The organism is Oscillibacter ruminantium GH1, assembly GCF_000307265.1.
In the GTDB taxonomy this organism is placed as follows: Bacteria; Bacillota; Clostridia; order Oscillospirales; family Oscillospiraceae; genus Oscillibacter; species Oscillibacter ruminantium.
In genome coordinates this window covers 579,244-604,572 of sequence record NZ_DF158896.1, presented here as the reverse complement: position 1 = coordinate 604,572, position 25,329 = coordinate 579,244, and the positions used below count along the sequence as shown (strand labels likewise).

General features: G+C 59.0%; 25 protein-coding genes. 11 read left to right on the top strand and 14 right to left on the bottom strand.

The window, feature by feature from the left end; genetic code table 11:
• Positions 1–2 precede the first annotated feature (2 nt).
• The 3 genes from ON16_RS02935 to ON16_RS02925 are packed head-to-tail and all read left to right on the top strand — an operon-like array spanning position 3 to position 2,931.
• A complete protein-coding gene (locus ON16_RS02935; RefSeq protein ID WP_144032037.1) occupies positions 3–626 on the top strand; it encodes a hypothetical protein in 624 nt (207 codons plus the stop codon).
• A gap of 4 nt (positions 627–630) precedes the next feature.
• Positions 631–1,878, top strand: a complete 1,248-nt coding sequence (locus tag ON16_RS02930; protein ID WP_040659236.1) for a lactate dehydrogenase — start codon at positions 631–633, stop codon at positions 1,876–1,878.
• A 12-nt stretch (positions 1,879–1,890) separates the two neighbouring features.
• Positions 1,891–2,931 (top strand): NAD(P)H-dependent oxidoreductase, encoded by a 1,041-nt coding sequence (locus ON16_RS02925; RefSeq protein WP_040659234.1) that lies wholly within the window; start codon positions 1,891–1,893, stop codon positions 2,929–2,931.
• 85 nt (positions 2,932–3,016) lie between these two features.
• On the opposite strand, the gene ON16_RS02920 is transcribed toward ON16_RS02925, so the two are convergent.
• The 5 genes from ON16_RS02920 to ON16_RS02900 all read right to left on the bottom strand — a co-directional run bounded on the left by ON16_RS02920 (position 3,017) and on the right by ON16_RS02900 (position 7,069).
• Positions 3,017–3,718: a hypothetical protein gene (locus tag ON16_RS02920; protein ID WP_040659232.1), complete on the bottom strand. Its 702-nt coding sequence runs from the start codon at positions 3,716–3,718 to the stop codon at positions 3,017–3,019.
• Positions 3,715–4,458, bottom strand: a complete 744-nt coding sequence (locus ON16_RS02915) for a permease prefix domain 1-containing protein (protein ID WP_040659230.1) — start codon at positions 4,456–4,458, stop codon at positions 3,715–3,717. The genes ON16_RS02920 and ON16_RS02915 overlap by 4 nt, the downstream gene beginning before the upstream one ends.
• Before the next feature lie 10 nt (positions 4,459–4,468).
• On the bottom strand, positions 4,469–4,810 hold the full coding sequence (locus tag ON16_RS02910; RefSeq protein ID WP_040659228.1) for a PadR family transcriptional regulator: 342 nt from the start codon (positions 4,808–4,810) through the stop codon (positions 4,469–4,471).
• 126 nt (positions 4,811–4,936) lie between these two features.
• Entirely contained in the window at positions 4,937–5,845 is a 909-nt protein-coding gene (locus tag ON16_RS02905) for a DUF3298 and DUF4163 domain-containing protein (RefSeq protein WP_040659226.1), read from the bottom strand.
• Between the two features lie 15 nt (positions 5,846–5,860).
• Positions 5,861–7,069 carry a tRNA(Met) cytidine acetate ligase gene (locus ON16_RS02900; RefSeq protein WP_040659224.1) on the bottom strand — a complete coding sequence of 403 codons (1,209 nt, stop codon included), beginning with the start codon at positions 7,067–7,069 and terminating at the stop codon, positions 5,861–5,863.
• Positions 7,070–7,242: 173 nt separating this feature from the next.
• On the opposite strand from ON16_RS02900, the gene ON16_RS02895 reads away from it, so the two are divergent.
• The 7 genes from ON16_RS02895 to obgE all read left to right on the top strand — a co-directional run bounded on the left by ON16_RS02895 (position 7,243) and on the right by obgE (position 12,500).
• Positions 7,243–8,442, top strand: coding sequence for an acetate/propionate family kinase (locus ON16_RS02895; protein WP_040659222.1), 1,200 nt, complete (start codon positions 7,243–7,245; stop codon positions 8,440–8,442).
• 218 nt (positions 8,443–8,660) lie between these two features.
• The gene (mtnN, locus tag ON16_RS02890; protein WP_040659220.1) at positions 8,661–9,344 is read left to right on the top strand and encodes a 5'-methylthioadenosine/S-adenosylhomocysteine nucleosidase; all 684 of its coding nucleotides are present in this window, start codon (positions 8,661–8,663) and stop codon (positions 9,342–9,344) included.
• Between the two features lie 11 nt (positions 9,345–9,355).
• On the top strand, positions 9,356–9,946 hold the full coding sequence (locus ON16_RS02885; protein WP_040659219.1) for a DUF3841 domain-containing protein: 591 nt from the start codon (positions 9,356–9,358) through the stop codon (positions 9,944–9,946).
• Positions 9,947–10,092: 146 nt separating this feature from the next.
• Positions 10,093–10,404 carry a 50S ribosomal protein L21 gene (gene rplU / locus ON16_RS02880; protein WP_040659216.1) on the top strand — a complete coding sequence of 104 codons (312 nt, stop codon included), beginning with the start codon at positions 10,093–10,095 and terminating at the stop codon, positions 10,402–10,404.
• 3 nt (positions 10,405–10,407) lie between these two features.
• Positions 10,408–10,737, top strand: a complete 330-nt coding sequence (locus tag ON16_RS02875) for a ribosomal-processing cysteine protease Prp (protein WP_040659214.1) — start codon at positions 10,408–10,410, stop codon at positions 10,735–10,737.
• A gap of 44 nt (positions 10,738–10,781) precedes the next feature.
• Positions 10,782–11,063 carry a 50S ribosomal protein L27 gene (gene rpmA / locus ON16_RS02870; protein ID WP_040659212.1) on the top strand — a complete coding sequence of 94 codons (282 nt, stop codon included), beginning with the start codon at positions 10,782–10,784 and terminating at the stop codon, positions 11,061–11,063.
• Positions 11,064–11,216: 153 nt separating this feature from the next.
• Entirely contained in the window at positions 11,217–12,500 is a 1,284-nt protein-coding gene (obgE, locus tag ON16_RS02865) for a GTPase ObgE (protein ID WP_040659210.1), read from the top strand.
• 118 nt (positions 12,501–12,618) lie between these two features.
• Here obgE and ON16_RS15735 read toward each other — a convergent pair whose 3' ends face one another.
• Positions 12,619–12,792, bottom strand: coding sequence for a hypothetical protein (locus tag ON16_RS15735; RefSeq protein ID WP_158441601.1), 174 nt, complete (start codon positions 12,790–12,792; stop codon positions 12,619–12,621).
• 60 nt (positions 12,793–12,852) lie between these two features.
• The gene (locus ON16_RS02860) at positions 12,853–13,287 is read right to left on the bottom strand and encodes a hypothetical protein (RefSeq protein WP_040659208.1); all 435 of its coding nucleotides are present in this window, start codon (positions 13,285–13,287) and stop codon (positions 12,853–12,855) included.
• 131 nt (positions 13,288–13,418) lie between these two features.
• On the opposite strand from ON16_RS02860, the gene ON16_RS02855 reads away from it, so the two are divergent.
• Positions 13,419–13,955: a DUF5662 family protein gene (locus ON16_RS02855; RefSeq protein ID WP_040659844.1), complete on the top strand. Its 537-nt coding sequence runs from the start codon at positions 13,419–13,421 to the stop codon at positions 13,953–13,955.
• Positions 13,956–14,005: 50 nt separating this feature from the next.
• Here ON16_RS02855 and ON16_RS02850 read toward each other — a convergent pair whose 3' ends face one another.
• The 7 genes from ON16_RS02850 to trpB all read right to left on the bottom strand — a co-directional run bounded on the left by ON16_RS02850 (position 14,006) and on the right by trpB (position 24,882).
• The gene (locus tag ON16_RS02850; RefSeq protein ID WP_051131494.1) at positions 14,006–17,431 is read right to left on the bottom strand and encodes a diguanylate cyclase domain-containing protein; all 3,426 of its coding nucleotides are present in this window, start codon (positions 17,429–17,431) and stop codon (positions 14,006–14,008) included.
• 515 nt (positions 17,432–17,946) lie between these two features.
• Positions 17,947–19,437, bottom strand: a complete 1,491-nt coding sequence (locus tag ON16_RS02845; RefSeq protein WP_202949443.1) for a xylulokinase — start codon at positions 19,435–19,437, stop codon at positions 17,947–17,949.
• Positions 19,434–20,390, bottom strand: a complete 957-nt coding sequence (locus ON16_RS02840) for an ABC transporter permease (RefSeq protein WP_243441750.1) — start codon at positions 20,388–20,390, stop codon at positions 19,434–19,436. Before ON16_RS02840 ends, ON16_RS02845 begins: the two co-directional genes overlap by 4 nt.
• 12 nt (positions 20,391–20,402) lie before the next feature.
• On the bottom strand, positions 20,403–21,881 hold the full coding sequence (locus ON16_RS02835; protein ID WP_040659204.1) for a sugar ABC transporter ATP-binding protein: 1,479 nt from the start codon (positions 21,879–21,881) through the stop codon (positions 20,403–20,405).
• A gap of 32 nt (positions 21,882–21,913) precedes the next feature.
• Positions 21,914–22,888: a sugar ABC transporter substrate-binding protein gene (locus tag ON16_RS02830; RefSeq protein ID WP_040659202.1), complete on the bottom strand. Its 975-nt coding sequence runs from the start codon at positions 22,886–22,888 to the stop codon at positions 21,914–21,916.
• 34 nt (positions 22,889–22,922) lie between these two features.
• The gene (gene trpA, locus ON16_RS02825) at positions 22,923–23,699 is read right to left on the bottom strand and encodes a tryptophan synthase subunit alpha (RefSeq protein WP_040659200.1); all 777 of its coding nucleotides are present in this window, start codon (positions 23,697–23,699) and stop codon (positions 22,923–22,925) included.
• On the bottom strand, positions 23,692–24,882 hold the full coding sequence (gene trpB, locus ON16_RS02820; RefSeq protein WP_040659198.1) for a tryptophan synthase subunit beta: 1,191 nt from the start codon (positions 24,880–24,882) through the stop codon (positions 23,692–23,694). The genes trpA and trpB overlap by 8 nt, the downstream gene beginning before the upstream one ends.
• Between the last annotated feature and the right edge of the window lie 447 nt (positions 24,883–25,329).

The window sequence follows — 25,329 nt, the reverse complement described above, 5'->3', positions numbered from 1 at the left end:
CCGTGAGGAAACGACGGCTTGTGATCTGCCTGCTGGCGGGAGCCGCAGTGATCCTGCTGGCGATCCTTTTCATCAACCGGGACAGCGCGTTTTTCTATCATGTCGAGCACTCCGAACACATTGGGGGTATACACTATTGCCCAAACTATATGAGCGGCCGTGTCTTTGTCGCCGGTTTTGAATGGGACGGAAAGGCATCCGAGATCTCTGTTGTCATTCCGGACACCGTGAAACTTTCCCATTCTTCCAGAACCCTCCGCATCACAAAGCTGGGTGGTTTTTTTAGCAGAGATGTACCCAGCGGCTTCGGCCCCTTGCTGCCAATGGGCGGAGGAGGAGGACAGTCCAGTGGCTTTGATCTGCTGGAGCAGATACAGGAGCAGTATCCCACCGCACCGGTGCGGGACTTGACCGTCAGTCTCCATCTGGGAGCATGCCTGTCCTCCATTCCCACGGCGGCAGCGAACACGCTCTATCGAGAGCAGTCGGGCGCCGGCGCCATCTGGCGCGTGCATTATCGGGTGGACTGCGACGCGGATAACGAAACCTTTTATTCCAAGGACGGAAGGCTGTATACCCGGGCGGATGACGCGCCGGTTGAGCTACTTCCTTACGGAGAGGATTGATTGCATGTATTACTACACCTACCAAAACAAAAAATACGCGGCGTTGGAAAGCCTCGCGCTGCTCTCCTGCTCACCGCCGCGAACGGATGAGGAGGTGACGTTTCTCATCAACCGTCCGCCGGAAAACCGCCGGGCCAGCTTTCTGGTCACAGACCCCCGCCATCTCACCGCCAAAACGGACGGCGTGGAATGGCTGGACAGCCGCCGTATCGAAGCGCCTGTTCCCGACCTGCCGGAAGACATCCGTCACCGGCTGGAGGCTGGAGAACTGCGGGCCATCAACTTCCGCCATCCCCGCTGGGAAGAGATTGCGGCAAACGCGAATCGGCGGCGGCCCATCAGAAAGCGGGTAAACCTGCTGGCGGTGGGCGATGTGGGCGGCATCCTGCTGACGGCGCTGAAGCTGCTGGGCGGCGAGTGCATCGGCTCCATCGGCATCTGTGATCTGAACGAGAACACGGTGGCCCGGTGGGTGGCGGAGATGAGCCAGATTTCGTGGCCGTGGGAATACGAGTCGCTGCCGAAGGTGGAGGCTGTGCTTCCCGAGCGGCTTTTCGACTGCGATGTGTTCTTATTTGCCGCTGCGAAATCCGTTCCGGCGGTGGGAAGTTCGGTGCAGGACGTACGGATGGCCCAGTTCGCCGCCAACCGCCCGCTGGTGGAATCCTATGCCCGGCAGGCCCGCAAGGCCAAGTTTGACGGGCTGTTCGCGGTGCTGTCCGACCCAGTGGACCCACTGTGCAAAGCGGCATATTTCGCCTCCAACGCCGGAGAGGATGGACAGTGGGACGGAAAGGGACTGCTGGCCGAGCAGGTGCAGGGTTTTGGACTGGGCGTGATGAACGCCAGAGCCGCGGCTCTGGCCCAGACCGATCTCCGCTATCTCACTTTTCTTACGGACGGGCGCAGCTTCGGCCCCCACGGGAATGGGCTGGTGATTGCAAATTCCATCAAAAAATATGACGACCAAATCTCTCAGGAGCTGACAAAGCAGGTGAAAACCGCTAACCTCCGCATCCGGGAGCTGGGGTTCAAGCCCTTTGTCGCCCCCGCCGTCTCCTCCGGGGCCATGCAGCTGCTGCTCACATTACGAGGGGAGTGGCATTGCGGGTCCGTGTGCCTTGGGGGCGTTTGGTTCGGCGTGAGGAATCGTTATACTGCCAACGGATTGGAGACGGAATCTCTGAACCTGCCGGACGAACTGTTTCAGCGCTTGAAAGAGACGGAAACAACACTGAAAGCAATTTTATAAGGAGATGGGCGTATGCTGACCCTGATTTGTCCTGGCAAAACCGCATCGCAGCGGTACGCGCTGGCGCTGCGGGCGGGTCTGAACGGCATTCCCTGTGAAATCCTGACTCGGCTGGACGGGCCGTTGGAAAACCGGGCAATTTTATTCGCCGTACCGCTGGACGAGAGCGGCGTGAATCATGAATACTATGACCTGCTGGCCTTTTTGCGTACCCATCCGGGTTGTCTGTACGGATGCGTGGGCGGCGTGATGGTGGACGGGCCGGGGGACCTTTACACGAAAGCCGCGGCCCGAGAACTGGTGCTGGCGGCCAACATGGCGGGCTGCACCTTTCCGGGCCGTCCACTGGTGGAGGCCATTGGGTCCCTCGCCAACTTTGCCGTTCAGGCGAAGTTGGCGGACTGCGATCTGGAGACGGCCTACCATCTGGCTGTTCGGAATCTGGCGGGACGGATTTTAGACTTCTCTCCGCCAAGGCTGGAAAAGCCGAATCTCTTGGTACTTCACGCCTCCAACCACGCCACATCCAACACGCTGGCACTCTGGGGCGCTGTCCGAAAACGGCTGGGAGACGCCTGCACCGTCACGGAGATCGGCCTTCGCAACGGCACGCTGGAGGACTGCCGAGGCTGTCCCTACACTGCCTGCCTCCACTTCGGGGAAAAGGGCGGGTGCTTTTACGGCGGCGTGATCGTGGAGAATGTGTACCCCGCCGTCCGGCAGGCGGACGGTGTGATTCTCCTCTGTCCCAATTACAACGATGCGGTGTCCGCCAACCTGACGGCGGCGATCAACCGGCTGACGGCGCTGTATCGCACCACCAGTTTTTCCGGCAAAGCGCTGTTTGGCATCGTGGTGTCCGGATACTCCGGGGGAGATATCGTGGCGCGGCAGCTGGTGGGCGCGCTTTGCATGAACAAGGGATTCTATCTGCCGCCCGGCTTTTGTATGCTGGAAACCGCCAACGACGCAGGCGCGGCAATGAAACTGCCGGGCATCGAGGAGCGGCTGGACAAGTTTGCCGAAAACCTTCTGCATCAGCTGAAAGGATAACCAAGCGGCTCGGAGCAATGCTCCGCGCACAGCAAAACCGGAGGACACCGCAAATGCGGCCCTCCGGTTTTGTGCGCCTATACGGTCAGCCGAGTGCCGACGAACCGATGCCCGTCTCCTCATGGGACTGGGTATAAAGGACACGACCCTCGGCGTCCAACGCGTCGGAAAAGTAATACATCGACGAGTGGTAAGTATCCTGAAACGGTTTCCAGTCCCCATCGTACTGACAGACAAAATACCGCTTTCCATCCTTCTGTGTCCAATCTTCCGCAGCTGTTGCAACGATGAACGCCGTGTTGTAAACTTCTTCTTCAACGTTGAAGTCCCGCCAGCAGACCCGTACATTGATGGAAGACACCGCTGGATCGTCGATTCGGCCAAAGAGGTATTGCACCCCCTTGTCGTTCTCGTTTCCCATCCGGGAGACACTCCACGCGCCCACATGGATGGGCGCGTCTTTGGCACAGTCCACAAACCCACCGCCAGCGTCCACCCAGCCGTACAGCGGATAGAATCGCACAGCGCTGACCAATAGAGCATGTTCGTTCTCGGTCAGATAAAAGAGCGCGGTCCCCAGTTTCAATTCCTTCGGCGGCAGCAGACGCTTCACCACCTGCGTCCGTCCGATATTGTAGGTTTCCTCTGTATAGCGGACCGCCCTCGCAGGAAATGCACGGCCATAGCTGAACAGTCCGCCGAGCGCCAATAACGCCAGAAAAACAGCGGTGCGGCGGAGCGCTTTGCGCTTTCGTGTGGGGATGGTCTGTTCCTTTGCTTTTTTCATGACAGCATCCCCTCCCAATCCAGCGGCACTTCCAACCGGGCCGTCTCTCCGAAGCGGTCGTAGCACACCGCCAGATATTCGTCTGTCCGGCTGACATCAATTCCATCCGCCACCCAGTACTGCGCGCCGGAACCGCCTCCGCCGCTGCCGCCTGCCGGCATCAGTTCTCCGCCGGATTCCGTCTCATAGGTCGTATTGTCGATTAAAATCTGGGATGCGGCCCCGAACACATTCTGATCGTAATTGCACAGCGCCACGCTGGCAACTCCGGTTTGCCCATCTGGCCGCAGCGTCAGCCCCAGCTGAAAAACCCGCAGAACGTCGTTGCCCACATCGGCCCGCAGATCCACTGAGTAAATATACGTCCCGGTGACAGAACCGCTGCGCAGCCCTGCCGCAGGGTTGGTACGAGCCTCCACACTGTCCCGCAGCTCCGCCACACTGTGCAGAGAAGTAACAAGGGAAACCGCCAGCAAAATCGAAAAAATCAAACTCACCCGGCTGAGGATCAGCCAGCCCAGCGGATACTGCTTATCCAGCGCTCCGCCGATCTCCTCCGGATTGCCCATCACCTCCGCCGCCCGCGCCATGGCCGCCTCATGGTCATACCCGGCTTTCGTTAACGCTTCGGCGCGATCCTCTATGTGGCCCTCCAGCTCCGCCCGGACAGCGGCTTTTTCCGTCCGCGTCGCGTGGCGGAGCCGCGCCAGCACCCGGTCGCAGAATTCTCTCTCGTCCATGGCCCGTCCCTCACGCGGGGGCAAGGCCCGCGCCGGAACGCAGCACCGCGTTCACCGCGCCGGAATAGGTCTGCCACTTCTCCTCCTCAGCTTTCAGCAATGCGCCGCCCTTTTTCGTCAGGTGGTAATACTTCCGCATTCGGCCCGTGGGCGCTTCCTGCATGTAGGCCTCCACCGCCCCATCCCGCTCCAGCCCATGGAGAACGGGATACAGCGTCCCTTCCTTCATCTCAAAGGTGCGGTTTGAGCGGCGTGAAAGCTCCTCAATCATCTGATATCCGTATAGATCCTTTCCCGCCAGCAAGGACAGCACCAACAGCCGGGTATGTTCTATATTCTGCTTCTTTTCCATATAGCGCCTCCTGTTTAAACGCAATCATCCGTGCAAATTACCTCGAGTGTCTATGCTCAATATACCTCGTATCTCTAGGTGTGTCAAGCAAAAAATCCGCCGCCAAAAAACGGCGGCGGATGCTTGTTATTCCTCTGGGATGCCCAGCAGGGCGCGCCCGTCCTCGCTCAGATAAGGCTTCAAAAAGTCGAGGTCAATCTCAAAGGTCTGGGGTCCTGCGGCGTAGGACGCCATCTCATAGGCGGAAAACGTCACCGTCATCCCCCCATCCGAAAAGGCCACCGCATAATCGGGCCACCGCGCGGCAATATCCTGATAATCCTCCCAGTACATCTCCGTGGGTGCGTATCCGCCCTCTATGGCCCTCTGGTCGGCTTGACGGATGATCTCCGCTGTTACCGCCGTTTGCAATTCCTCAGAATCCGCGCCCAGCACCGCCGGATGGATAAACCGGCCTGTCTGCAAGTCAAAGTTCCAGCCCAGCAGCACCGTGTTGGGATGTACGCCACCTGTGTAGCTGTAGTATTCTCCCGCCACGCTGATAAGCCGATCTGAACGCCAGAAGGTATAGGTGAATTCCTCGTCATAAGGCGTTTCCCAGCTTTGCCCCTCCTCCTTGCGCAGTGCGTAGTCTTCCTGCGCCCAATTAAAAAAGCCCGAAAAGTCCGTACTTTCCACCCAGTTGGTAAAATTCTCGTTAAAGGCGGTGGCTACATCCAGCGCCTGCTTCTGCGCCGCAGTAGCGGCAGTCTTCAGGATTTGGCCGTCCTGCGTTTCCACCCGCAGGACCGGAATCGTGTACTGATACGCGGCAAGCGCTATGCCGTCGTCCGTGGTGTATTGGTCGGACTTCTCTTCGCTCTTGAGCACAAAGTCCAGCTCCTCCGCCGCCGAGGCCACCACATTGGCGGCACCCAGCGCGCCGGTGGAACCTCCGACCGGCGACATCGCAGCTCTGGCAGCAGCCGCTGCATCGGCACAGCCGCTGAGAAGCGCCAGCGAAAGTGCCAGCGCGGGCAGAATCCGTTTCTGCATAAATTTTCTCCTTTTTTAGAGGATTGCCGGCCCCTCTCTCCACTCCCGTCCGCCGGGAGGAATCTGGGGCAGGCACAGGCCGTACAAATCCGTACACCGGACTTCGATGTCAAAAATCTGCCGACATATCCCGTCAAGTTCCCGCACATGGGCGGGTTTCGTCAAAACAGGCAGGGCTGCGGTCTGCTTCATGATCCGCAGAATATCCCGCCCCCGCTGACCCACCGCCAGCACCCGCAGGTATGGCGGCCGCTCCGGCCGGTCCTTTGCCCGCAGGCCCAGAAAGGCCCACAGTACCAGCCGCCGCAGCCGGGCATGGGGATAACGCTTTGTTTTGGCCAGTTCGTAAAATTCTTCCAGTGTCCGGGCATCTCGTCCCGCGCGGGTCAAACGGTCCGGAAGTCCCTCCGCCGAAGCGCTGTCAGGCAGCGCCGCCCAGTCCGACGGGGTCATAGTCCGCAGTCGGGCCAAAAAGGCCCGCTCCGCTCCATTGGAAAACGGAGGCAGCGCCAAATCCGCTGCTTGTAACAGTTCCTTCTCGCCGGGGACCAGATATGGTTCAACTGCCGCCCATTCCCCATCGGACAGCCAGCGCCGGATCTGCGTGGCGGAGACGAATCTTGTCCCATCCGCCGCAGAACAGTCGTGATACCCCGCGCCCTCCCGCCGGACGGTCACAGGGGAAACTTCCGCGTGCAGGCGGCGCAGCGCCCGCAGGTATTCAATCCCGAGGTTGTTGTTGGGGGTTTCCAAAAGCGCCCCCGCCTCGCCGCCTAAAAGACCGGTAACCACAGCCTGACGGCAGGCGGCAAAAGGCATTCCCTCATCCAGAAAGCGGCGAAGCCCAGCGGCATACTCCTCAGAGTCCAGACACGCCGCCACGGACTGCAGCGCCCCGATCTCTCCGCACTCGCTGCCAAAGCAGAGATGCGTCACCACGCCGGTGGCTGCCAACAAACTGACGCCCCCCAGCGCAAATGTCTCTGCCGAGGACACGGCCCAAGGCGTTGGCAGCTCGATCACCAGATCCGCTCCACTCAGCACCGCCAGCCGCGCCCGCACCCACTTGTCGGCCACGGCGGGGGCCGCGCTCTGAACCCAGCAGCCGCTCATGCAGCACACAATCCCGCTTTCCGGGCCCAAAATCCGCCGCGTCTGGGCAATTTGGTTAGCGTGGCCGGAATGAACCGGATTGTATTCTACTATGATACCAGCGGTCTTCATGGATTTCACCTCGATTTCATTACAAAAAAGTGACAATTCGGTTAAATTGGCAGTTGTATCCTGGGAATTCTTTGTTATAATAATATAGAGTGTGCCCTTTCGTGGAAAGAGCAGATCTATTTTACATTATTTTGGGGTCGCCTGCAAGAGCGCCCACAGAAAGAGGAGTTACCATGAAAGTTCTCGTCATCAACGCCGGAAGTTCTTCCCTGAAGTATCAGCTGATGGACCCGGATACCGGCGTCGTGCTGGCCAAGGGCCTGTGCGAGCGCATTGGCATCGACGGCAAGTTCACCTACAAGCCCCAGATTGAGGGAAAAGAGACGCTGAAGGCCGTGGATGTGGCCATGCCCACCCATTCCGAAGCCATTCAGGCTGTTTTGAACGCTTTGGTGGACCCCAAAAACGGCGTCATCGGCTCTATGAAGGAGATCGACGCGGTGGGTCACCGTGTGGTGCATGGTGGCGAGGCCTTCAACAAGTCCGTCCGCATCGACGACAAGGTGATGGCCGCGATTGAGGAGTGCGTCCCTCTGGCCCCTCTCCACAATCCCGCCAACATCACCGGCATTCGCGCCTGCGAGAAGGTCATGCCCAACGTGCCGATGGTTGCCGTGTTCGACACCGCCTTCCATCAGACCATGCCCGCCAAGGCATTTACCTATGCCCTGCCCTACGAGTACTACAAGAACGACAAGGTGCGGCGGTACGGTTTCCACGGCACGAGCCACAAGTATGTCACCGAGCGGGCCGCCGCCATGCTGGGCAAGCCTGCCGCAGAGCTGAAGATCATCACCTGCCATCTGGGCAACGGCTCTTCCGTCACCGCTGTGGACGGCGGCAAGAGTGTGGATACCTCCATGGGCTTCACTCCGCTGGCCGGTCTTCCCATGGGCACCCGTTCCGGCGATCTGGACGCGGGCATTCTCCAGTTCCTGATGAACAAGTACAAACTGAGCATTGACGAGATGCTGAACATTCTGAATAAGAAGTCCGGCGTGCAGGGCATTTCCGAGGTTTCCTCCGATTTCCGTGATCTGGAAGAAGCCGCCAAGGCCGGCAACCAGCAGGCGCAGCTGGCGCTGGATACCTTCCAGTACGGCGTGAAAAAGCTGATTGGCTCTTACGCCGCCGCCATGGGCGGGGTGGATGCCATCGTGTTTACCGCCGGCGTGGGCGAGAACGACGCTGCCACCCGCATGGCCGTGGCCTCCGATCTGGATTTCATGGGCGTGAAGATGGACGCCGCCGCCAACAACGTCCGCGGCAAGGAAACGGTCATCTCCACCGCCGACTCCAAGGTGAAGGTTCTGCTGATCCCCACCGACGAAGAACTGATGATTGCCAAGGACACCGCGGCTCTGTGCAAGTAAGTTTTCCCGCTTCCCCGCACCTGTAAACCACATAAAACCCGGAGGGTACGCCCTCCGGGTTTTTTCGGTTGCCCCGGTAAAAGGGGTGTGCTACAATATATAATATGAATTAATTCCAATCTGCGGTCTTGGGCTGTCAATCAGGTACATTACCGTCCTGCTGATCTTCCCTGCCAGCCGCGGAACGCACCCCGCCACATTAGAAATGGAGGAACCTCATGAAAGTCGCCCTGCAATTTGCCATGCCCTTTGAATTCCACGCCCTGCCTGGCGCAAAGGATTTAAAGCCTTTTGAAACCATCTCCGGCGTGCCGTTTTTTGAGGCCGCGCCGGGAATTCTCGCCTGCGCGGGCGGCGTGGGCAAGGTAAACGCCGCCATCACCGCCGAAATCCTCTGTCAGAGATTTGGCGTGGACTTAATTTTAAACGCGGGCGTGGCCGGTTGCTGCACAGACCTGCCCACCGGATCTTTGGTTCTGGCGGACACGCTGGTACAGCACGATGTGGACACCACCGCCGTGGGCGATCCCATCGGCCTTGTGTCCACCGTGAACGTGACGGAGTTTTCCGCTTGGGAGCCGGAGACATGCTTGTCCCTTCTGCGGGGTCAGGGTGTTGACGCCGCAAAGGGCCGGGTCGCCACCGGAGACTGGTTCGCCGTGAAGGGCGACCGCGCCCGGTGGATCGTGGACACCTTTCACCCTCTGGTGGTGGAAATGGAGGCCTGCGCCGTGGCGCAAGTCTGCCTGCGCAACGGCGCGAAATTTGCGGCGCTGAAATCCGTGTCCGATCACCTGTTTGCGGATAATCAAACGGCGGAGTATTTTGACTTTGGGCAGGCGGTCCAACATCTGGGAAAAGTCGTCCTGCCTCTGGCTCAGGCACTGTCTGAATTAAAATAAGGAGGGCGCATATGGGTACCATCCGTCTTTATACCCGCCAGAGCGACAAAACTCTGCTGATGCTGGAGCACGGCGGACGTATTGTCAACCAGCGTGTCTACGTCCAGCTCCATTTTGGCGACATGTCCAAGCACTATCTGGAGTGCTACGACTGGTTTGCGGCGCAGGCCGCCCGGCGAGTCCCAAAACCGGAGGGGGCGGAGCTGTCCATCTGGTGTACACCAAACGTGAAAAACTGTCTGCCTCCCATTGAAGGTACGGTGGTATACGCGGTGGACGCACCGGAGGAGCAGGTGGTGTTTTTTGACGACGCGAAGTGGGACTATGTGCTGAACCACCGGTATCTCCCCGCAAACGACGCGGACGAGGCCGCCTACCGCAAGCACCTGCAGGATATCGGCGCTGCAAATTCCTTTGAATTTTTTGAGGGGCGGTACGCCGGGAAATACCCGGAGGAAACCCAGCGGGTCCGGGACAGCTGGATGCGAGTGTTCGACCCGGTGGAGCGAACCTGTCCCACCGTCTGCGGCAACATCTGGGAGATCAGACAGGAGCAAATCGTTCGTATTTTCCGCCCCGGTGAGACGGTAAGTGCTGTATAATCAGAAAATATGCAAAAAAACGGTCAAATCTGCTTGACAACGGCGGATTTGGCCGTTATACTTAATAAGCCGCTTTGAATGGGCAGAAGTGCGCGCATTTGTGCGCCGCCCCCGACAGCGAGCCCGTATTGAAGGAGTTGAAACATATGCATGCAATTATTGAGACTGGCGGAAAGCAGTACAAGGTCGCAGAGGGCGACGTGGTCTTCATCGAGAAGCTGGACAACGAAGCCGGCGACACCGTGAAGTTCGATCAGGTTCTGGCGATCCTTGACGGGGACAAGGCCACCTTTGGCGCTCCCGTTGTGGCGGGCGCTTCTGTGGAGGCTACCATCGTTAAGAACGGCAAGGGCAAGAAGGTTCGTATCTTCAAGTACAATGCCAAGAAGGGTTATCGTAAGCGTCAGGGCCATCGTCAGCCCTATACCAAGGTTGAGATCGGCAAGATCTCCGTCTAAGGTATGACTACCGTTACGTTCCATATGGAGGGCGACCGCATCTGCGGGTTCGCCGTTTGCGGACACAGCGGATATGCTGAGGCCGGGTACGATATCGTCTGCGCCGCCGTCACCAGTGCTGTGCGTCTGGTCGATGCCACGGTGAACGACGTGTTGGGCCTTGCGGCCTCTGTGAAGGTGGACGAAGACGCCGCAAAGATCAGCTTTCGTCTCCCCGGCGGACTGTCCGCCGAGGCAGAGAGCTGCTGTCAGTCCATGCTGACGGGTCTGATGGTCTATTTCGCCCAGCTCCACGACGAGTATTCCGAAAACATTGAAGTTTTGGAGGGTTGATCCCCTCCCCATCTAAAATTTTAAAGGAAAGGATGGTTTTCCTTATGCTGAACATTGGTTTGCAATTTTTTGCTCATAAAAAGGGCGGCGGCTCTACGAAGAACGGCCGTGATTCCAACGCCAAGCGTCTGGGCGTGAAGCGCGCGGACGGGCAGGAGGTCCTGGCGGGCAACATTTTGGTGCGTCAGCGCGGTACCCACATCCACCCCGGTGTGAACGTGGGCAAGGGCAGCGATGACACGCTGTTTGCCACCGCCAACGGCGTGGTCCGTTTCGAGCATCTCGGCAAGGACCGCAAGCAGGTCTCTGTCTACGAGGCGCAGTAACTGAAGCACGATGGAAGGGCCTCGAACGCAAGCGTTCGAGGCCCTTTTTCTCCCCGAATGGGACATACTAGGAAACAAGGCTGATCTGCTCCCGACGATCGGTGCGCGCCGGGCGCGGGGAGCATACCAGCCAACGAGAAAGCGAGGTACACGATGGCAAATTCATTTATTGACAAGGCCCGCATTACCGTGCGTGCGGGCAACGGCGGAAACGGCGTAGTCTCTTTTCACCGGGAAAAATACGTGGCGGCGGGCGGTCCGGACGGCGGCGACGGCGGCAAAGGCGGCTCCGTCATTTTGCAGGTGGACGACAATCTCTCCACCCTGATGGATTTCCGCTACAAGCGGAAATATTCCGCCCCCAACGGCATGGACGGTCAGGGCGGCCGCAGATCCGGGCGGGACGGAGAAAACCTGATCATCAAGGTTCCCCGGGGCACGTTGGTCCGGGACACGGAGTCCGGCGAGATCATTCAAGATATGTCGAGCGGCGAACCCTATGTTTTGTGTAAGGGCGGCCGGGGCGGCTGGGGCAACTCCCACTTTGCCACTCCCACCCGGCAGGTTCCCCGGTTCGCCAAGGGCGGTCTTCCCGGCGAGAGCCACGACGTGGTGCTGGAGTTAAAGCTGCTGGCAGACGTGGGTCTGGTGGGCTTCCCCAATGTGGGGAAATCCACGCTCTTGAGCGTGGTGACCCGTGCGCAGCCGAAAATCGCCAACTATCACTTCACCACCCTCTCCCCCAATTTGGGCGTGGTATACGCCGGAGAAGGCCGCTCCTTCGTTTTGGCGGACATTCCCGGCATCATCGAGGGAGCCAGCGAAGGCGCAGGCCTTGGTCACGATTTCCTGCGGCACATCGACCGCTGCCGTCTGCTGATCCATGTGGTGGATGTCTCCGGCAGCGAGGGGCGGGACCCGGTGCAGGATTTCGACGCCATCAACGCCGAACTGAGCCAGTACAGCGCGGATCTTGAAAAGCGGCCCCAGATTGTGGCCGCCAACAAGTCGGATATTCTGGAGGACCCGGAAAATCTGGAACGGCTGCGGGCCCATGTGGAAAAGCTGGGTTATCCGCTCTTTGAGATTTCCGCCGCGGCGCACAAGGGTGTGGAACAGCTGATGAACAAGGTCAGTGAGACGCTTTCCACCCTGCCGCCCATCGTTGTTTACGAGCCGGAATACGTTCCCAAGCCGCCGGTTATCGACTATTCTCAGCCTCTGGACATTCAGCGGCTGGACGACGGTACTTGGGTCGTGGACGGCCCGTGGCTCCAGCGGCTGATCGGCAACGTGAATCTAAACGACTACGAGAGCCGGATGTACTTCGACAAGACCCTGCGGGACTCGGGTCTGTATCAGCAGTTGGAGGACATGGGTATTCAGGACGGCGATACCGTTTCGCTCTACGACTTCGAGTTTGAGTATCAGCGGTAATTCCTCCTTTTTATCCCGCCGCGCGGAATCCCTCTACGGGAATGTCTGCGTTTCAACACAGTTAAAAACCCGGCGAAAGCGTTTTAAAACGCTTTCGCCGGGTTTTTTATGCTGTCTTTTATTCCGCTTTCTTTTTTCCGCCGCCCAACGGTTTTCCGGTGAGGATGCAGATTCCGGTCTTATCGCACTTTCCGCAGCCTATGCACCGGCCCGGTCCTCGGCGGTCCCGATTCACCAGTGCCCAGAGGGCGGCGGTGGCCGCAACCACGGGAATTAAAATCAAATATTCCATCGCCGTACCTTCTTTCTTTTTCTATTGTTAGCACAGCTGCACCGCCCCTGTCAGTGGTATTTACAACAAAAGGCCCAGTCCGATTACGGCCAGCAGGTCCTCAGTGGGGCACTCCAACGGTCCAAGCGGCAGCTCCTGCGGCTCCACCTGTCCCCCGTCCGGCCTTCCCAGCGCCCGCTGGACGCAGACCACCGCGCCGCTGTCCCCCAAGCTGGAAAAGGTCAGGCTGTCCCGGGAGGAAAACCCGCAGCTCACAGCGCGTTCAGCCCGTATCTGCCGCGCTGTCAGGCGGCTCCAATCACCCGGCAGCAGGACGGTCCCACAGGCGCATACCGCCTCCGGCTTATTCGCCAAGCATTGGCAGCCCTCTGCCGACAGGGCCAGAACTTCCCACCGCTTTTCCGTCAGCTCCCGGACGGTTTCAGGCTGCTCCACTCCCGCCGGAAGCGGCACGGGCGGAGCCGCGCCTCCCCCAAAAAACGCCGCATCCACCATATCTGCGCCTCCCTTCTTGTAAGAGTGTTTGCCGAGGCGGCAGGTTTATGCGAAAATTTCCCTCGTTTTTTTCAGAGAATCGTGTTAAACTGAGGATAACAATTTGTCTTCAGAATTCCGAGGTGACTGCTTTGCACTTTTTCGCCCACTTACATACCGTAAATCATCACCGCGCCCTTGTCTGCAAATATTGTTTTCGTCTGGGCCTTTACTGGCAGGGGCTGACGCACGATCTTTCCAAATATGCGCCTCAGGAATTTTGGGTGGGCGCTCAATATTTTCAGGGCGACCGCAGCCCCAACGACGCGGAGCGAAAAAGCAAGGGGTATTCCTCCGCGTGGCTCCATCACAAGGGGCACAACCGCCACCATTTGGAATACTGGACGGACTATGGGCAAAAGCCTGACGGGTCCTCTGGAATCGTGGGCGTTGAGATGCCCGTCAAGTATGTGGCGGAGATGTTTTGCGACCGATACGCCGCCAGCCGGGTCTATCGGGGCAAGGCATTTGAAAACGCGGACCCTTGGAAATTCTTTCAGCATTCCAAAACTCACACCATCTTGAATGAAAAGACCTCTGCGCTTTTGGAATCCATGCTGGTCAAGCTGCGGGATGAGGGAGAGGACGCCGCCTTTTCCTATATTCGCCAAGAAGTCCTGAAAAAATAGATTAAAAACCCACGGGCCGCCTGAGCAGCGGCCCGTGGGTCTTCTGTCTTCTATTCTATCCTCAGCTTCTCCGGTGCATTCCCGGCATTTTCTGCTCGTCCCCTTATCAGGAGCATGAACGTGATCTTTGTGACAAAGCTGATTGCTTCCACCTGCGTCTGCGTCCAAAAGCGGTGGATTTCGCAGTCGTCAAACCCCATAAAGCCCACAAACCGGCCGTTGTCCGTTACCGCGCACTGGAGAACGGAAAGCGTCCTGCGTCCCGTCATCAGCTTTCGCTGCGCGGGCGTCAGCGCCTCCACATCCTGACACAGGAAAACACCCTGCCGGTCGAAATTCGCATGGTAGTCCGTGCCCAAGTCCCGGTAGCAGATGTTCTGCTGCGCCGCGTGCTGGGGGATGATGTTGTCCCCGCACCACTCAAAGGTGTTGCTGCAGCGCTCGCCGTCCGGCGAGTCCTCAAAGATGTACACCCGGCTCACATGGAACAGCTGCCCAATTTTCTCCAGCATCCCGTTGATTTCCCGCTCAAAGTCCTGTTCGGAGGAAAATCCTCGCAGCATTTCACTGATGATTCGGGACAGCGCCAGCTGAAAATCAACCTCGGGATCAATTTTCGTCTGCTGGCGGTCACGCCGTTCCGCAAGCTCGGCCAGCGTTTTCGCCTCGCTATATACAACATACCCGCCCTTACCTGCCTCCTTTGCCTGACAGAGCGCATGACTGCATCGCTGGAACAGCGTCTCGCAGTCGCGGCCATGGAGCGGGGCAAGCACAGCGCCCACGCTGCACGAGATTTCCCGTCCCGATCCCCTTGTGACGCTTTTGCAGCCCTCCAGCAGCTGGCAGACACGGTTAACGGCAGCGGACTCCGAAGAAACCACCGACATAAAAACAAGAAATTCGTCGCCGCCCACGCGGGCGACCACGCCGCCCTCTTGAAAAATCCTTCTGATAATGTCAGACAACTCCACCAATACCGCATCGCCGAACATATGCCCGAACTGATCGTTCACGGTCCGGAAATCATCTACATCCACCAACAGCATGGCGGAAAGCTCGTTTTCTCCCATCTGGCTCAGATAGAAATCAATGCGCTCCTGTGCCGCCGCCTTGTGGTAAAGTCCGGTGAGGCTGTCTCGCTGGGCCTTATCCATCAGGCCCTCGATGGCCCGCTTCTCCACCTCGACGTCCGCAATCACACCGATCACCCGATAGGGCTTTCCGTCGCCGCCCAGCTGCACCGTCATTCTCGCCCTCTGCCAGCGGTACTGTCCCTCGGCGGCGAGAACGCGGAACTCCGTCTCCTCGCGCAAAGCCCCGCTGCAAACGGCCCGGATTGCCCGCTGGATGCTTTTGAGGTCCATGGGATAAATGTGGGTTCCCGTCTCCAGCGCCTTTGTGAGATAACCCAGCGGCTGATATCCAAACTTCAGCTCCCAGTTGCCGGAAACCCAGAAGCGATCTGAGGCAACCTCCCACTCGAAGATCACCTCTCCCTCCTGCTGAACCGCGATGCGATAGCGTTCCAGATCCTGACGCAGATCTTCCTGCACGCGCTTTTGGGCGGTAACGTCCGTCAGAACACACTGAAAATATTCGTGTCCGTCGCTCTCCCTGCGCAAAATGCTGTTTTCCAAAACCCAGACCGTGCGCCCATCTCCGGTTTCGATGCGGTATTCCAGCTGCAACTCCCGCCCCACAGCCATCTGCCTGCGGCTTTTGGACAGCGTCCGCTCCCGATCCATGGGCACCAGCAGAGCGGCCAGGCGGTTATGGAATCGGCTCTCCAGCTCTTCCTCCGTGTATCCCACCAAGCGCAGAAATTCCCCGTTCATCTGGATGATGGTGAGGTCCCGGTCATTTCCGTGCCGCAAAACCGCAACAGGAAGGCGGTTGCAGAACATACAAAAGTCCTCGCGCAGAATGGATGGCTCACGCTCCACCGTTTCAGGTTCGGGAATATCCCGTTCCCTGTGCCAGACAGCCAGCGCGCGGCAGTGCCGCGGGTCCTCCGACTCCAAGCGCAAAACGGTGTTCCGATACCATGCGTACTGTCCGGAGTTCCCGTCCTTAATCCGGTAGCGATTGGAAATCTCCAAAGAGCCATCGGCAAAAAAGCGCTCATACACCCCATCCAGCCGCTCCAGCGCACGGGCCTGATCGTCTGGGTGGATACGGGTCCGCACGAAGAGCTTTTCCGCGTCCTCCACCGTTTTTTTCTGCTGGAAAACAGAAAAGTTGCGATCCGCCTGATACAGCAGATGATAGGTTCCCGCATTCCGGTCAAATTCCAGCACCGTGGCATCCAGATAGCGCAGCAGGGCAAACAGCTTATCCTGTCCCTGTGCCGTTCGCTTCTCCTCATAGGCATGCGCAGGCCGAACCTCGATCTGCGTTCGGTCCTCCGATGGACGCAGGCCGTCGGCATATTCCCGGGACAGCTCAAAAAATTCCGGCTGTACATTTTTAAAGCATTCCAAAAGGTCGCCGGAAAACGCGCCGCACTCTCCTTGCAGGATCATGTTATACGCTTCATTCTGTGGAATTGCTTTTTTGTACACCCGGTCGGTGGTCAGCGCGTCAAAACAGTCCGCCACAGAAACCACCTGCGCATAGATGGGAATGTTATTCTCCCGCAAGCCCTCGGGATAGCCCTTGCCGTCCCAGCGTTCATGGTGGTAGCGGCAGATATTATAGGCATAGCTCAAATACTCCGGCTCCCGCATCCGGTCAAGACCCACCAGAATCTCACAGCCCCGCAGGGTGTGAGTCTGCATCACCTCAAACTCCTGAGAGGTCAGGCGGCCGGGCTTGTTCAAAATGGCGTCTGGAATGGCAATTTTACCGATGTCGTGGAGCGAGGAGGCACTGGCAATCACCTCAATGGTCTGGGGCGTCATCCCATACTCCGGGTGCTCCCGCGCAACCTCCCGAAGCAGAATCCGGGTAAAGCCGCGAATGCGGCGAATATGTTGGCCGGATTCCAGACTGCGGTGCTCAATCACAGAGGAGAGGCCGTCGATCAGCGCGGTGTTGGACTCCCGAATCTGGGCGGCCTGCGCTTCTACCAAGTCCTCCAGATGCAGCTTGTGCTGATATAACTCCACCACATTTTGAATCCGGCGCTTGACTGACCGGGACTCAAACGGCTTTGTAATAATATCCGACGCCCCCAGATCAAAAACCCGGACTTCACTCTCGGGCGTGTGGTCGGCGGTGATGACAACAATCGGGATGCGGGACAGAGCCTCGTCGGCCGCAGCTTCTTTCAACACCGCATATCCGTCCTTCACCGGCATCATCAGATCCAACAGCACAGCGGCAATCCGCTTCTGGTTCCGCCGCATCAGCGTCAGAGCCTGCTCGCCATCTTCCGCTTCCAGAAGCTCATACTCCCCCTCAAACAACGCGCGGAGGATCATGCGGTTGATCTGCATGTCATCCACCACCAGCAAAACGTTGCAGTTGGCCATCAGCGCCCCCTCCCTTCAACAGGAGTCTGAGCACGGCAATTTTCGCCACAGTCCTTTTTCACCCGCGCAGCAATTGGATTGCGCAAATCGTGCCGGGCCCATTCTCTCTGTTGTGTCGTCATGCCTTCTCTCCGTTCTCTCTGATCTCCCGCAGAACGTCCAGTCCTGTCTCACTCTTTTCTCTCTCAGCTTTCGCGGCAAGCATTGGGCGCTCCGCTGCCTTCTCAGCTGCCGAAGGTAAACATAAAAAACCGGCAAAAATTGTAAAAACATTCAGTCGTACAATCGTTATTTTACTTCAATTTTCCATTGTCTGCAAGAGGTGGAACGCCTCGGTTGACGTAATATTTTACACTTTTTGATGCAAAGAGCGGGAAAGTCCGTTTCCTATGCAAAAAAAGCCCCCTCGGCGCTCCGCGCCGAGGGGGCTTCCGGCTGTCAAACAGGCTTCCCGGTCCATTTGCAGCGATTCCGGCTTTTACTATTTTACTCTTTTTTCCATTACCTTCCCCGTTTTACCACAGGGTCTGAAGAGCCGGGTGCAGGCGGCGAAACTTTTCATAAAGCGGGCCGTAAATTTCCCCGCAATCAGGCCGGGGTGCATAGGGCACGCAGTTTTTCGCCCCGCTCAAGAATGCGGTAAATTTCTCATAGCAGGTAATTTTTCCAAGTCCCAGCAGCGCCGCGGAGGCCACGGCCATGGCCGGAAGCAGCGACCCGTCCCGGAACACCGCGATTTCCCGGCCCAGCACGTCCGCCAAAATTTGGCACCACATATCCTCCCGTCCCCCTCCGCCGATGAGTGAAACTCTCTGCGGTGCCGCGTCCAGCCGTTCCAACCCCTGTCGGATGGAAAAGGCCACGCCCTCCAGCGCCGCCCGGGCCAGATTAGCGGCGCTCGTCCGGGGCGTCAACCCGATATAGCAGCCTCGGGCATTGGGGTCCAGCACCGGGAACCGCTCTCCCACTAAATACGGCAGAAACAACACTCCGCCGCTTCCCGGCTCGCTTTGCTCCAGCAGAGCACTCAACACGCCATAATCCGCCGCGCCGCCGGAAAATTCAGCCATAAGGCCTGTCAGCCAGCCATGGACATTTCCTGCGTTTAAAAACGGTACGACGTTGATATACCGCCCCGCCGGCATGGCGGCGAGATTGAAAACGCCCTCCTCCGTCAGCAGCGGGCCGCCGGACATCGCAGCCACCCAGCCGGAAGTCCCCAGATTCACGCTATACTGCCCCGGCGCGGCAATGCCGCTGGCAAGAGTGGTCGCCCCGGCATCCCCTGTTCCGGCGAAAACCGGCGTACCGGAGAGATAGCCGCAGGCCATTGCCGCCTCCGGCCGCACGCCCCCTACCTTTTCGTGGGCGGCAAACAGCCGGGGAAACAGCTCCGGGGAAACTCCGGCAGCATCCAGCAGTTCCTCGCTCCAGCATTTTTGTGCAAGGCCCATGGCACCCGCCGTGGAGCAGGCAGTCACATCTCCGGCGCACACGCCGGTGAGCCGGGCGAGGAGATAATCCTTGGAACTGATGAGAATGTGGCGCGTCCGGGCGTACAGCTCCGGACAGTTTTCTTTCAGCCACATCAGCTTTGGCAGAGGGAGCGACCCGTCACAGCGGTTGCCGGTGATCTTCAGAATCCGCTCCGGGCCAACGGCGGCTTTCAGCCTCTCGGCCTGCGGCTCCGCCCGTCCGTCGGAATATAAAATCGCATTGCACACCGGGTCCAGCGCCTCGTCCAGTGGAATCAAATCCTGCATCTGTCCGCTCATGACCAGTGCTTCAATTTGGCCGGGAGGAAACAGCGCCGTAAATTCTAAAGAGATTCTCTGAAACGCGTCCCACCAGCTTTGGGGGTTCTGTTCCTTCCACTCCCCTGTAAACAGCGTGGGAATGTCGATGGAACGAGCGGCGGTAGGACGGCCCATTTCGTCCACCAAAACGCCCTTCACGGCCGTAGTTCCCACGTCGAAGGCGGCGATATACCTGATTTTTCCCATCATTGTCCATCCTCCCGGCCCAGCCGCTGGGCCACCACGGCGAGAATGATGATAGCTCCGGTGATAATATCCTGCATGTAAGTAGGCATTTGCAGCATGGTCAATCCGTTGGCAAGAACACCCAGAATCGCCGCGCCCAGCAGCGTCCCCAGCACATTGGGCACACCCCGCCGGGAAGCGGTGCAGCCGATAAACACCGCCGCATAGGACTTGAGAAAATACCCGTCTCCGGCGGTGGTGTTAGCGGAACCGACCCGGGAGGCAATCAGCATTCCGGCCACACAGGCCATCACGGCGCAGAGGACAAACGCCAACAGCTTACACCGCTTTACCGGGATACCTGCAACCCGGGCGGCTTCTTCGCCGCCCCCGATGGCATAGAACTTTCGTCCCGTGGGCGTGTGCCGCATCAAAAACCACAACAGCAGCACAAAGCCAAGCATCAGAATCGACAGCAGCGGAATGCGGCCCAGCTTTGCGGTCCCCAGCACAGAAAAGCCTTTAGGTATATTCTCAAACACCGTGGCCCCACCGGAGAGACGGTATACCACGCCGGAGAGAACGGTGCTCATGCCAAGTGTGGTAATAAAGGACAGCGCCCGGAACCGGGCCACCACCCAGCCGTTGACAAGTCCCACTGCGGCGGCGGCGAGGAGGGGCAGGGTGAAGCACAGCGCCAGCGGCACGCCCGCCACCGCCAGCTGCGCCGCCGCTACGCCGCCAAGGCTGGCCATTTGACCCACGGAGAGGTCGAATTCGCCCACGCTCATCACCACCGTGGCCCCCAGCGAGATCACCACCAGAAGCGACATCTGCCGGGTGATGTTGATAAAATTTGTCAGCGTGCAGAAGGAGCTGGGACGAATGGCGCTGAACGCCAGCACGATGACAAGCAGGGCCGCCGCCGTGCCATAAGTCTGCGCTCCCCGGCGCAGCGCGTCTGTTTTCCGATTCACAGGCATCCCCTCTCAGGTTTCATAGCAGCAGGAGAGCACCTGCCGCACCGTCAAATTTTTATTTTCCATACGCGGACCTGTCTCGCCCCGCCGCATCACCTGTACGGTATCGGCCACCTCCAGAACCTCGCCAAGGTCGGAGGACACGAAGACCACCACGCAGCCCTCGTCCGCCTTTTGGCGCAGCAGCCGGTGGATTTCCCCTCGCGTCTTCACGTCCACGGCTTGGGTCGGCTCGTCGCACAGCAGCACACGGGGATTGGTCATCATGGCCCTTGCGAACACGGTTTTTTGCTGGTTGCCGCCGGACAGCTCCGCAACGGGCTGCTCCATGCTCGCCAACACGATTCCAAGCGCGTCGATCTGCGCCTGCACCGCGGCGTTTTCCGCGCGGCGGCACGAAACGCCGCACATGGCAAAGCGGCCGATGGAGGTCAGGAGAATATTATCCCGGACGTCCAGACTGCCAATCAGGGCTTTCCCCCGCCGATCCTCGCAGATCAGAGCCGCGCCACGGTCCAGAGAGGACGCGGACGAGGGCTTTTTCTGCGTCGCACCGCACAGCTCCACCGTTCCGCTGGCCATGGGGCGGCTGCCGTAAATACACTCCAAAAGCTCCGTCCGCCCGCTGCCGCCAAGTCCGAACAGTCCCAAAATCTCCCCGCTCCGGGCAAAAAGGTCTCCCCTGCGAACGATTCCATCCCGGGAGGCCACATCCCGCGCCTCCAGCAGCACGTCGCCGAACGCGCTTGCGTGGCTTGGGGCCTGCACGGAAGCGCCGTCCGTCATCATGGCGATCAGCCGTTCCCGATTCACCTCCGCCGTCTCCACGGTGTCCACCACCGCGCCGTTTCGCAGAATCGTCACCCGATCCGTCAGGCGGAAAATCTCGTCCAGACGGTGGGTCACATACAGAATCGCCGCGCCGCTTTCTTTCAGCGCCCGCACCACGGAGAACAGCCGCTCCGCCTCCCGCTCCGTCAGGGCGGCAGTCGGCTCATCCAGAATCAACAGCCGGCATTCCCGCATCCGTGCCCGGACGATCTCCAAACACGTTCGCTGGGGCGGCGGCAGCTCCGCCGCCGCTTTATGCAAATCCAGTTCCAAGCCCAGCGACTCCATTGTTGTCCGCACCCGATTCTCCATGGTCTTCCAGTCAATTTTTCCGTGTCGAATAGGATATGAAAGGCCGAGATACGCGTTTTCAATACCGTCAAAGGTGGAAATTAACGTCCGGTCCTGATGGATGGCTTGGATACCCAGTGACTGACTCTGAGCGGGCGAAGAGAGGGCGACGGCCTGCCCGTTCCAAAGAATCTCCCCCTTCCCGCGCCGATATACCCCGGTCAAGAGTTTGATAAGTGTGGATTTTCCCGCGCCGTTTTCGCCCACCAGTCCGCGAACCTCCCCGGCTTTCAGCGACAGATCAACATCTTTGAGCGCCTGAACACCGTGGAAGCTCTTGGAGATGTGTTTCATTTCCAGCAGCATGACCGTCCCTCCCCCCTCTCTCTGTTTTCGTTTTAACCGACGGTTTCCTTTGTAATCAGCGTGGCTTCCGCATACAGGTCGCCGGTCTGGCTGTTCTCCCCCGCGAAGAGCTTGCCCATCTGTTCCGCCACGATATCCACCATGCCTTGGAAGTTCTGGGCCACTGTGGCTTTCAGATTCGTGTCACCCTTGATGAGGGAGACAGCCTGTTCGTTTCCATCCACGCCCACAATCAAGATTTCATCTCGTCCCTCCTCTTGACATGCCTGCGTCGCGCCGATGGCGGGTTCGTCCCATCCGCACCAGATGGCGGTGATGGAGCCTTTCTCCGGGTTCGCCGTCAGCAGGTTTTCCACAATGTCCTGCGCATCGTTGATGGGCTGCTCGGCGGGGACATGCTGCTCGGTAACTAGGGTAATGCCCTTCTGCGCCGCCAGCAGCTCGTCGAACGCCTCGCACCGCTTCACAACGCCGGGATGGGGACGGTGGGTCAGCGCCACCACGGTCCCCTGCCCGCCCATCAGGTCGTCGAACAGGTAATTGGTAATCAGCTCGCCCATCTGGTGGTTGTCGCTGGTGGCGTTGACCTGCATTCCGTCAATATAGCCGCTGTCGCAGCCAAAGACCGGAATTCCCGCGTCAAACGCCTCTTGCAGCTGGTTTTCTACCTGAGAGGGGTCCGCGCTCACCAGCACGATGGCGTCCGTCTGGGCCGCCACCACATCCTCAATGCGGCTGGCGAGGGCGGCGAAGTCGTTGGCGGTATCGATCACCGTGACAACCGCGCCCTCCGCCTCCAGCTCGGATTGCAGGGCATCCACCATCTGATTGGTGGTGACGGAGCTGAGATACGGGGTCATGACGGAGATTTTTTTGCCCTCCATTGCGCCGGAGGCAGCCGCCGGGGAAGCAGCGCTGCCGGAAGCGGTGGAAGAAGTCGCACCGCCGCAGGCGCAGAGGCTCAAGACCAGCGCCGCTGCGGCAAGTAAACTTAAAACGTGTTTCATACGGTCATTCCTTCCATTCAATTTGTATCCGCCGTCACGCGGAATGAACCGCGTCGGCCATAGATTTTACGTATTCCGCCACATAGGGAGCCGCGTCCCGGCCATGCCGCGCCACCAGCTTCACAATGGCGCTGCCCACGATGGCTCCGCCGGAGAGGGCGGCCATCTGCTTTGCCTGCTCCGGCGTGGAAATGCCAAAGCCCACGGCGCAGGGACAACCGCTGTTCTCCAGCGCCAGCGCCACCAACGCGCCCACATCCGTTTGAATCTCGCTGCGCACGCCGGTGACGCCCAGAGACGAAACGATGTACAGGAACCCCGTGGCCTCCTTGGCGATCATGGCAATACGGTCTGCGGAGGTCGGGGCGATCATGGAGATCAAATCCAGACCGTGCCGCTTGCAGATGGACACAAATTCGTCTCTCTCCTCATAGGGGATATCCGGTAGAATCAAACCGTCGATGCCAAGCTCCCCGCAGGCAGAGATGAACTTTTCAGCCCCGTAAGAAAAAACCACGTTGGCGTAGGTCATGAACACCATGGGCACGGTCACGGTTTTGCGGAGAGTGCGCACCATATCGAAAATTTTGTCGGTGGTAACGCCGCCTTGAAGCGCCCGGACGTTGGCCGCCTGAATGACGGGGCCTTCCGCCGTGGGGTCGGAAAAGGGGATGCCCAGCTCGATCAAATCCGCTCCGCTGTCCGCCATGGCCTTCACCAGCTTTTCCGTGGTTTCCAAATCGGGATCGCCGCAGGTGAGAAAGGGGATAAACGCCTTGCCCCGCTCAAAGGCTTTCGCAATGTTACTCATGTAGATTCTCCCCTCTGTACCGGGCGATGGCGGCACAGTCCTTGTCGCCCCGGCCCGAAATTGTAATCACAAGGATGTTGTCTTTTCCCATCTGCGGCGCCAAAGTCATCGCGTAAGCCACGGCGTGGGCGGACTCGATGGCGGGTATAATGCCCTCCGTCCGGCTGAGATACTCAAAGGCGTTCACCGCTTCTTCGTCCGTCACCGGCACGTACTCCGCCCGGCCGATGTCGTGGAGATGGGCGTGCTCCGGGCCAACGCCCGGGTAATCCAACCCGGCGGAAATGGAGTATACCGGGGCAATCTGCCCGTATTCATCCTGACAGAAATAGGACTTCATCCCGTGGAAGATTCCCAGCCGCCCGGTGGTGATGGTGGCGGCGGTTTCCAGCGTCTCCGCACCCCGGCCCGCCGCCTCACAGCCAATCAGGCGGACGGACGGATCGTCAATGAAATGATAGAACGAGCCGATGGCGTTGGACCCGCCGCCGACGCAGGCGATGACCGCGTCGGGCAGCCGCCCTTCCTTTTCCAGCATCTGTTCCCTGATCTCCTCAGAAATGACCGCTTGAAAATCCCGGACGATGGTTGGGAACGGGTGCGGCCCCATCACGGAGCCTAAGCAATAGTGGGTATCGTCGATCCGATTCGTCCACTCCCGAAAGGCTGCGGAGACGGCGTCCTTCAGCGTGCCGGTTCCGGAGTCCACCGGGATCACCTCCGCGCCCAGAAGGCGCATCTTGTAAACGTTCAGCGCCTGACGCTCCGTATCCTCCCGTCCCATGTACACCACGCATTCCATACCCATCAGGGCGGCGGCGGTGGTGGTGGCCACACCGTGCTGTCCTGCGCCGGTTTCGGCGATCAGGCGGGTCTTACCCATCTTTTTCGCCAGCAGCGCCTGCCCCAGCACGTTGTTGATCTTGTGGGCCCCGGTATGGTTCAAATCCTCCCGCTTGAGATAAATTTTCGCCCCGCCCAAGTCCCGGGTCATCTTTCCCGCGTAATACAGCCGGCTGGGCCGTCCCGCATACTCGTTCAGCAGCGACTTGAGCTGCTGATGAAACGCCGGGTCCGCGTGATAGCGGTCATAAGCCCTCTCCAGTTCGATCACCGCATTCATCAGCGTCTCCGGGATATACTGCCCGCCATGGACACCAAAGCGCCCTTTTGCATTGGTCATGTCAAAGCCCCTTTCTTTCCTTTCAGACAACAAAAAAACCGTCCTTGATGAATCTTGTCATCAAGGACGGTTATATAACCGCGGTGCCACCTTGTTTCACGGCGCAAAAAGGCCGTGCGCTCAGCAGAGTACCAACATACTCCCGGCCGGATAACGTCAGCCTTCGACGTCGCAAGCTACTGCCGGAAAAGCTCTCCGGTTTCGCCGCGCCCTCAGTGACCCATTATGACCGTCTGCATTGCGGCCCGGCTCTCAGCACCCCGGACTCTCTGGACGCGCACGGCAGTCTTTACTTTCACTTCAGCGGTTTAAAAAGTTATTTGATTGTTGGGTCGTATCTTACGCCCATTTCTTAGGATTGTCAAGAGTGGGCGGGAGAAATTTTTCCCGTCTTTCACACACGGACAATTGCGCAGTTTTGATTCCGGCATGGGAAAACGTGTTTCA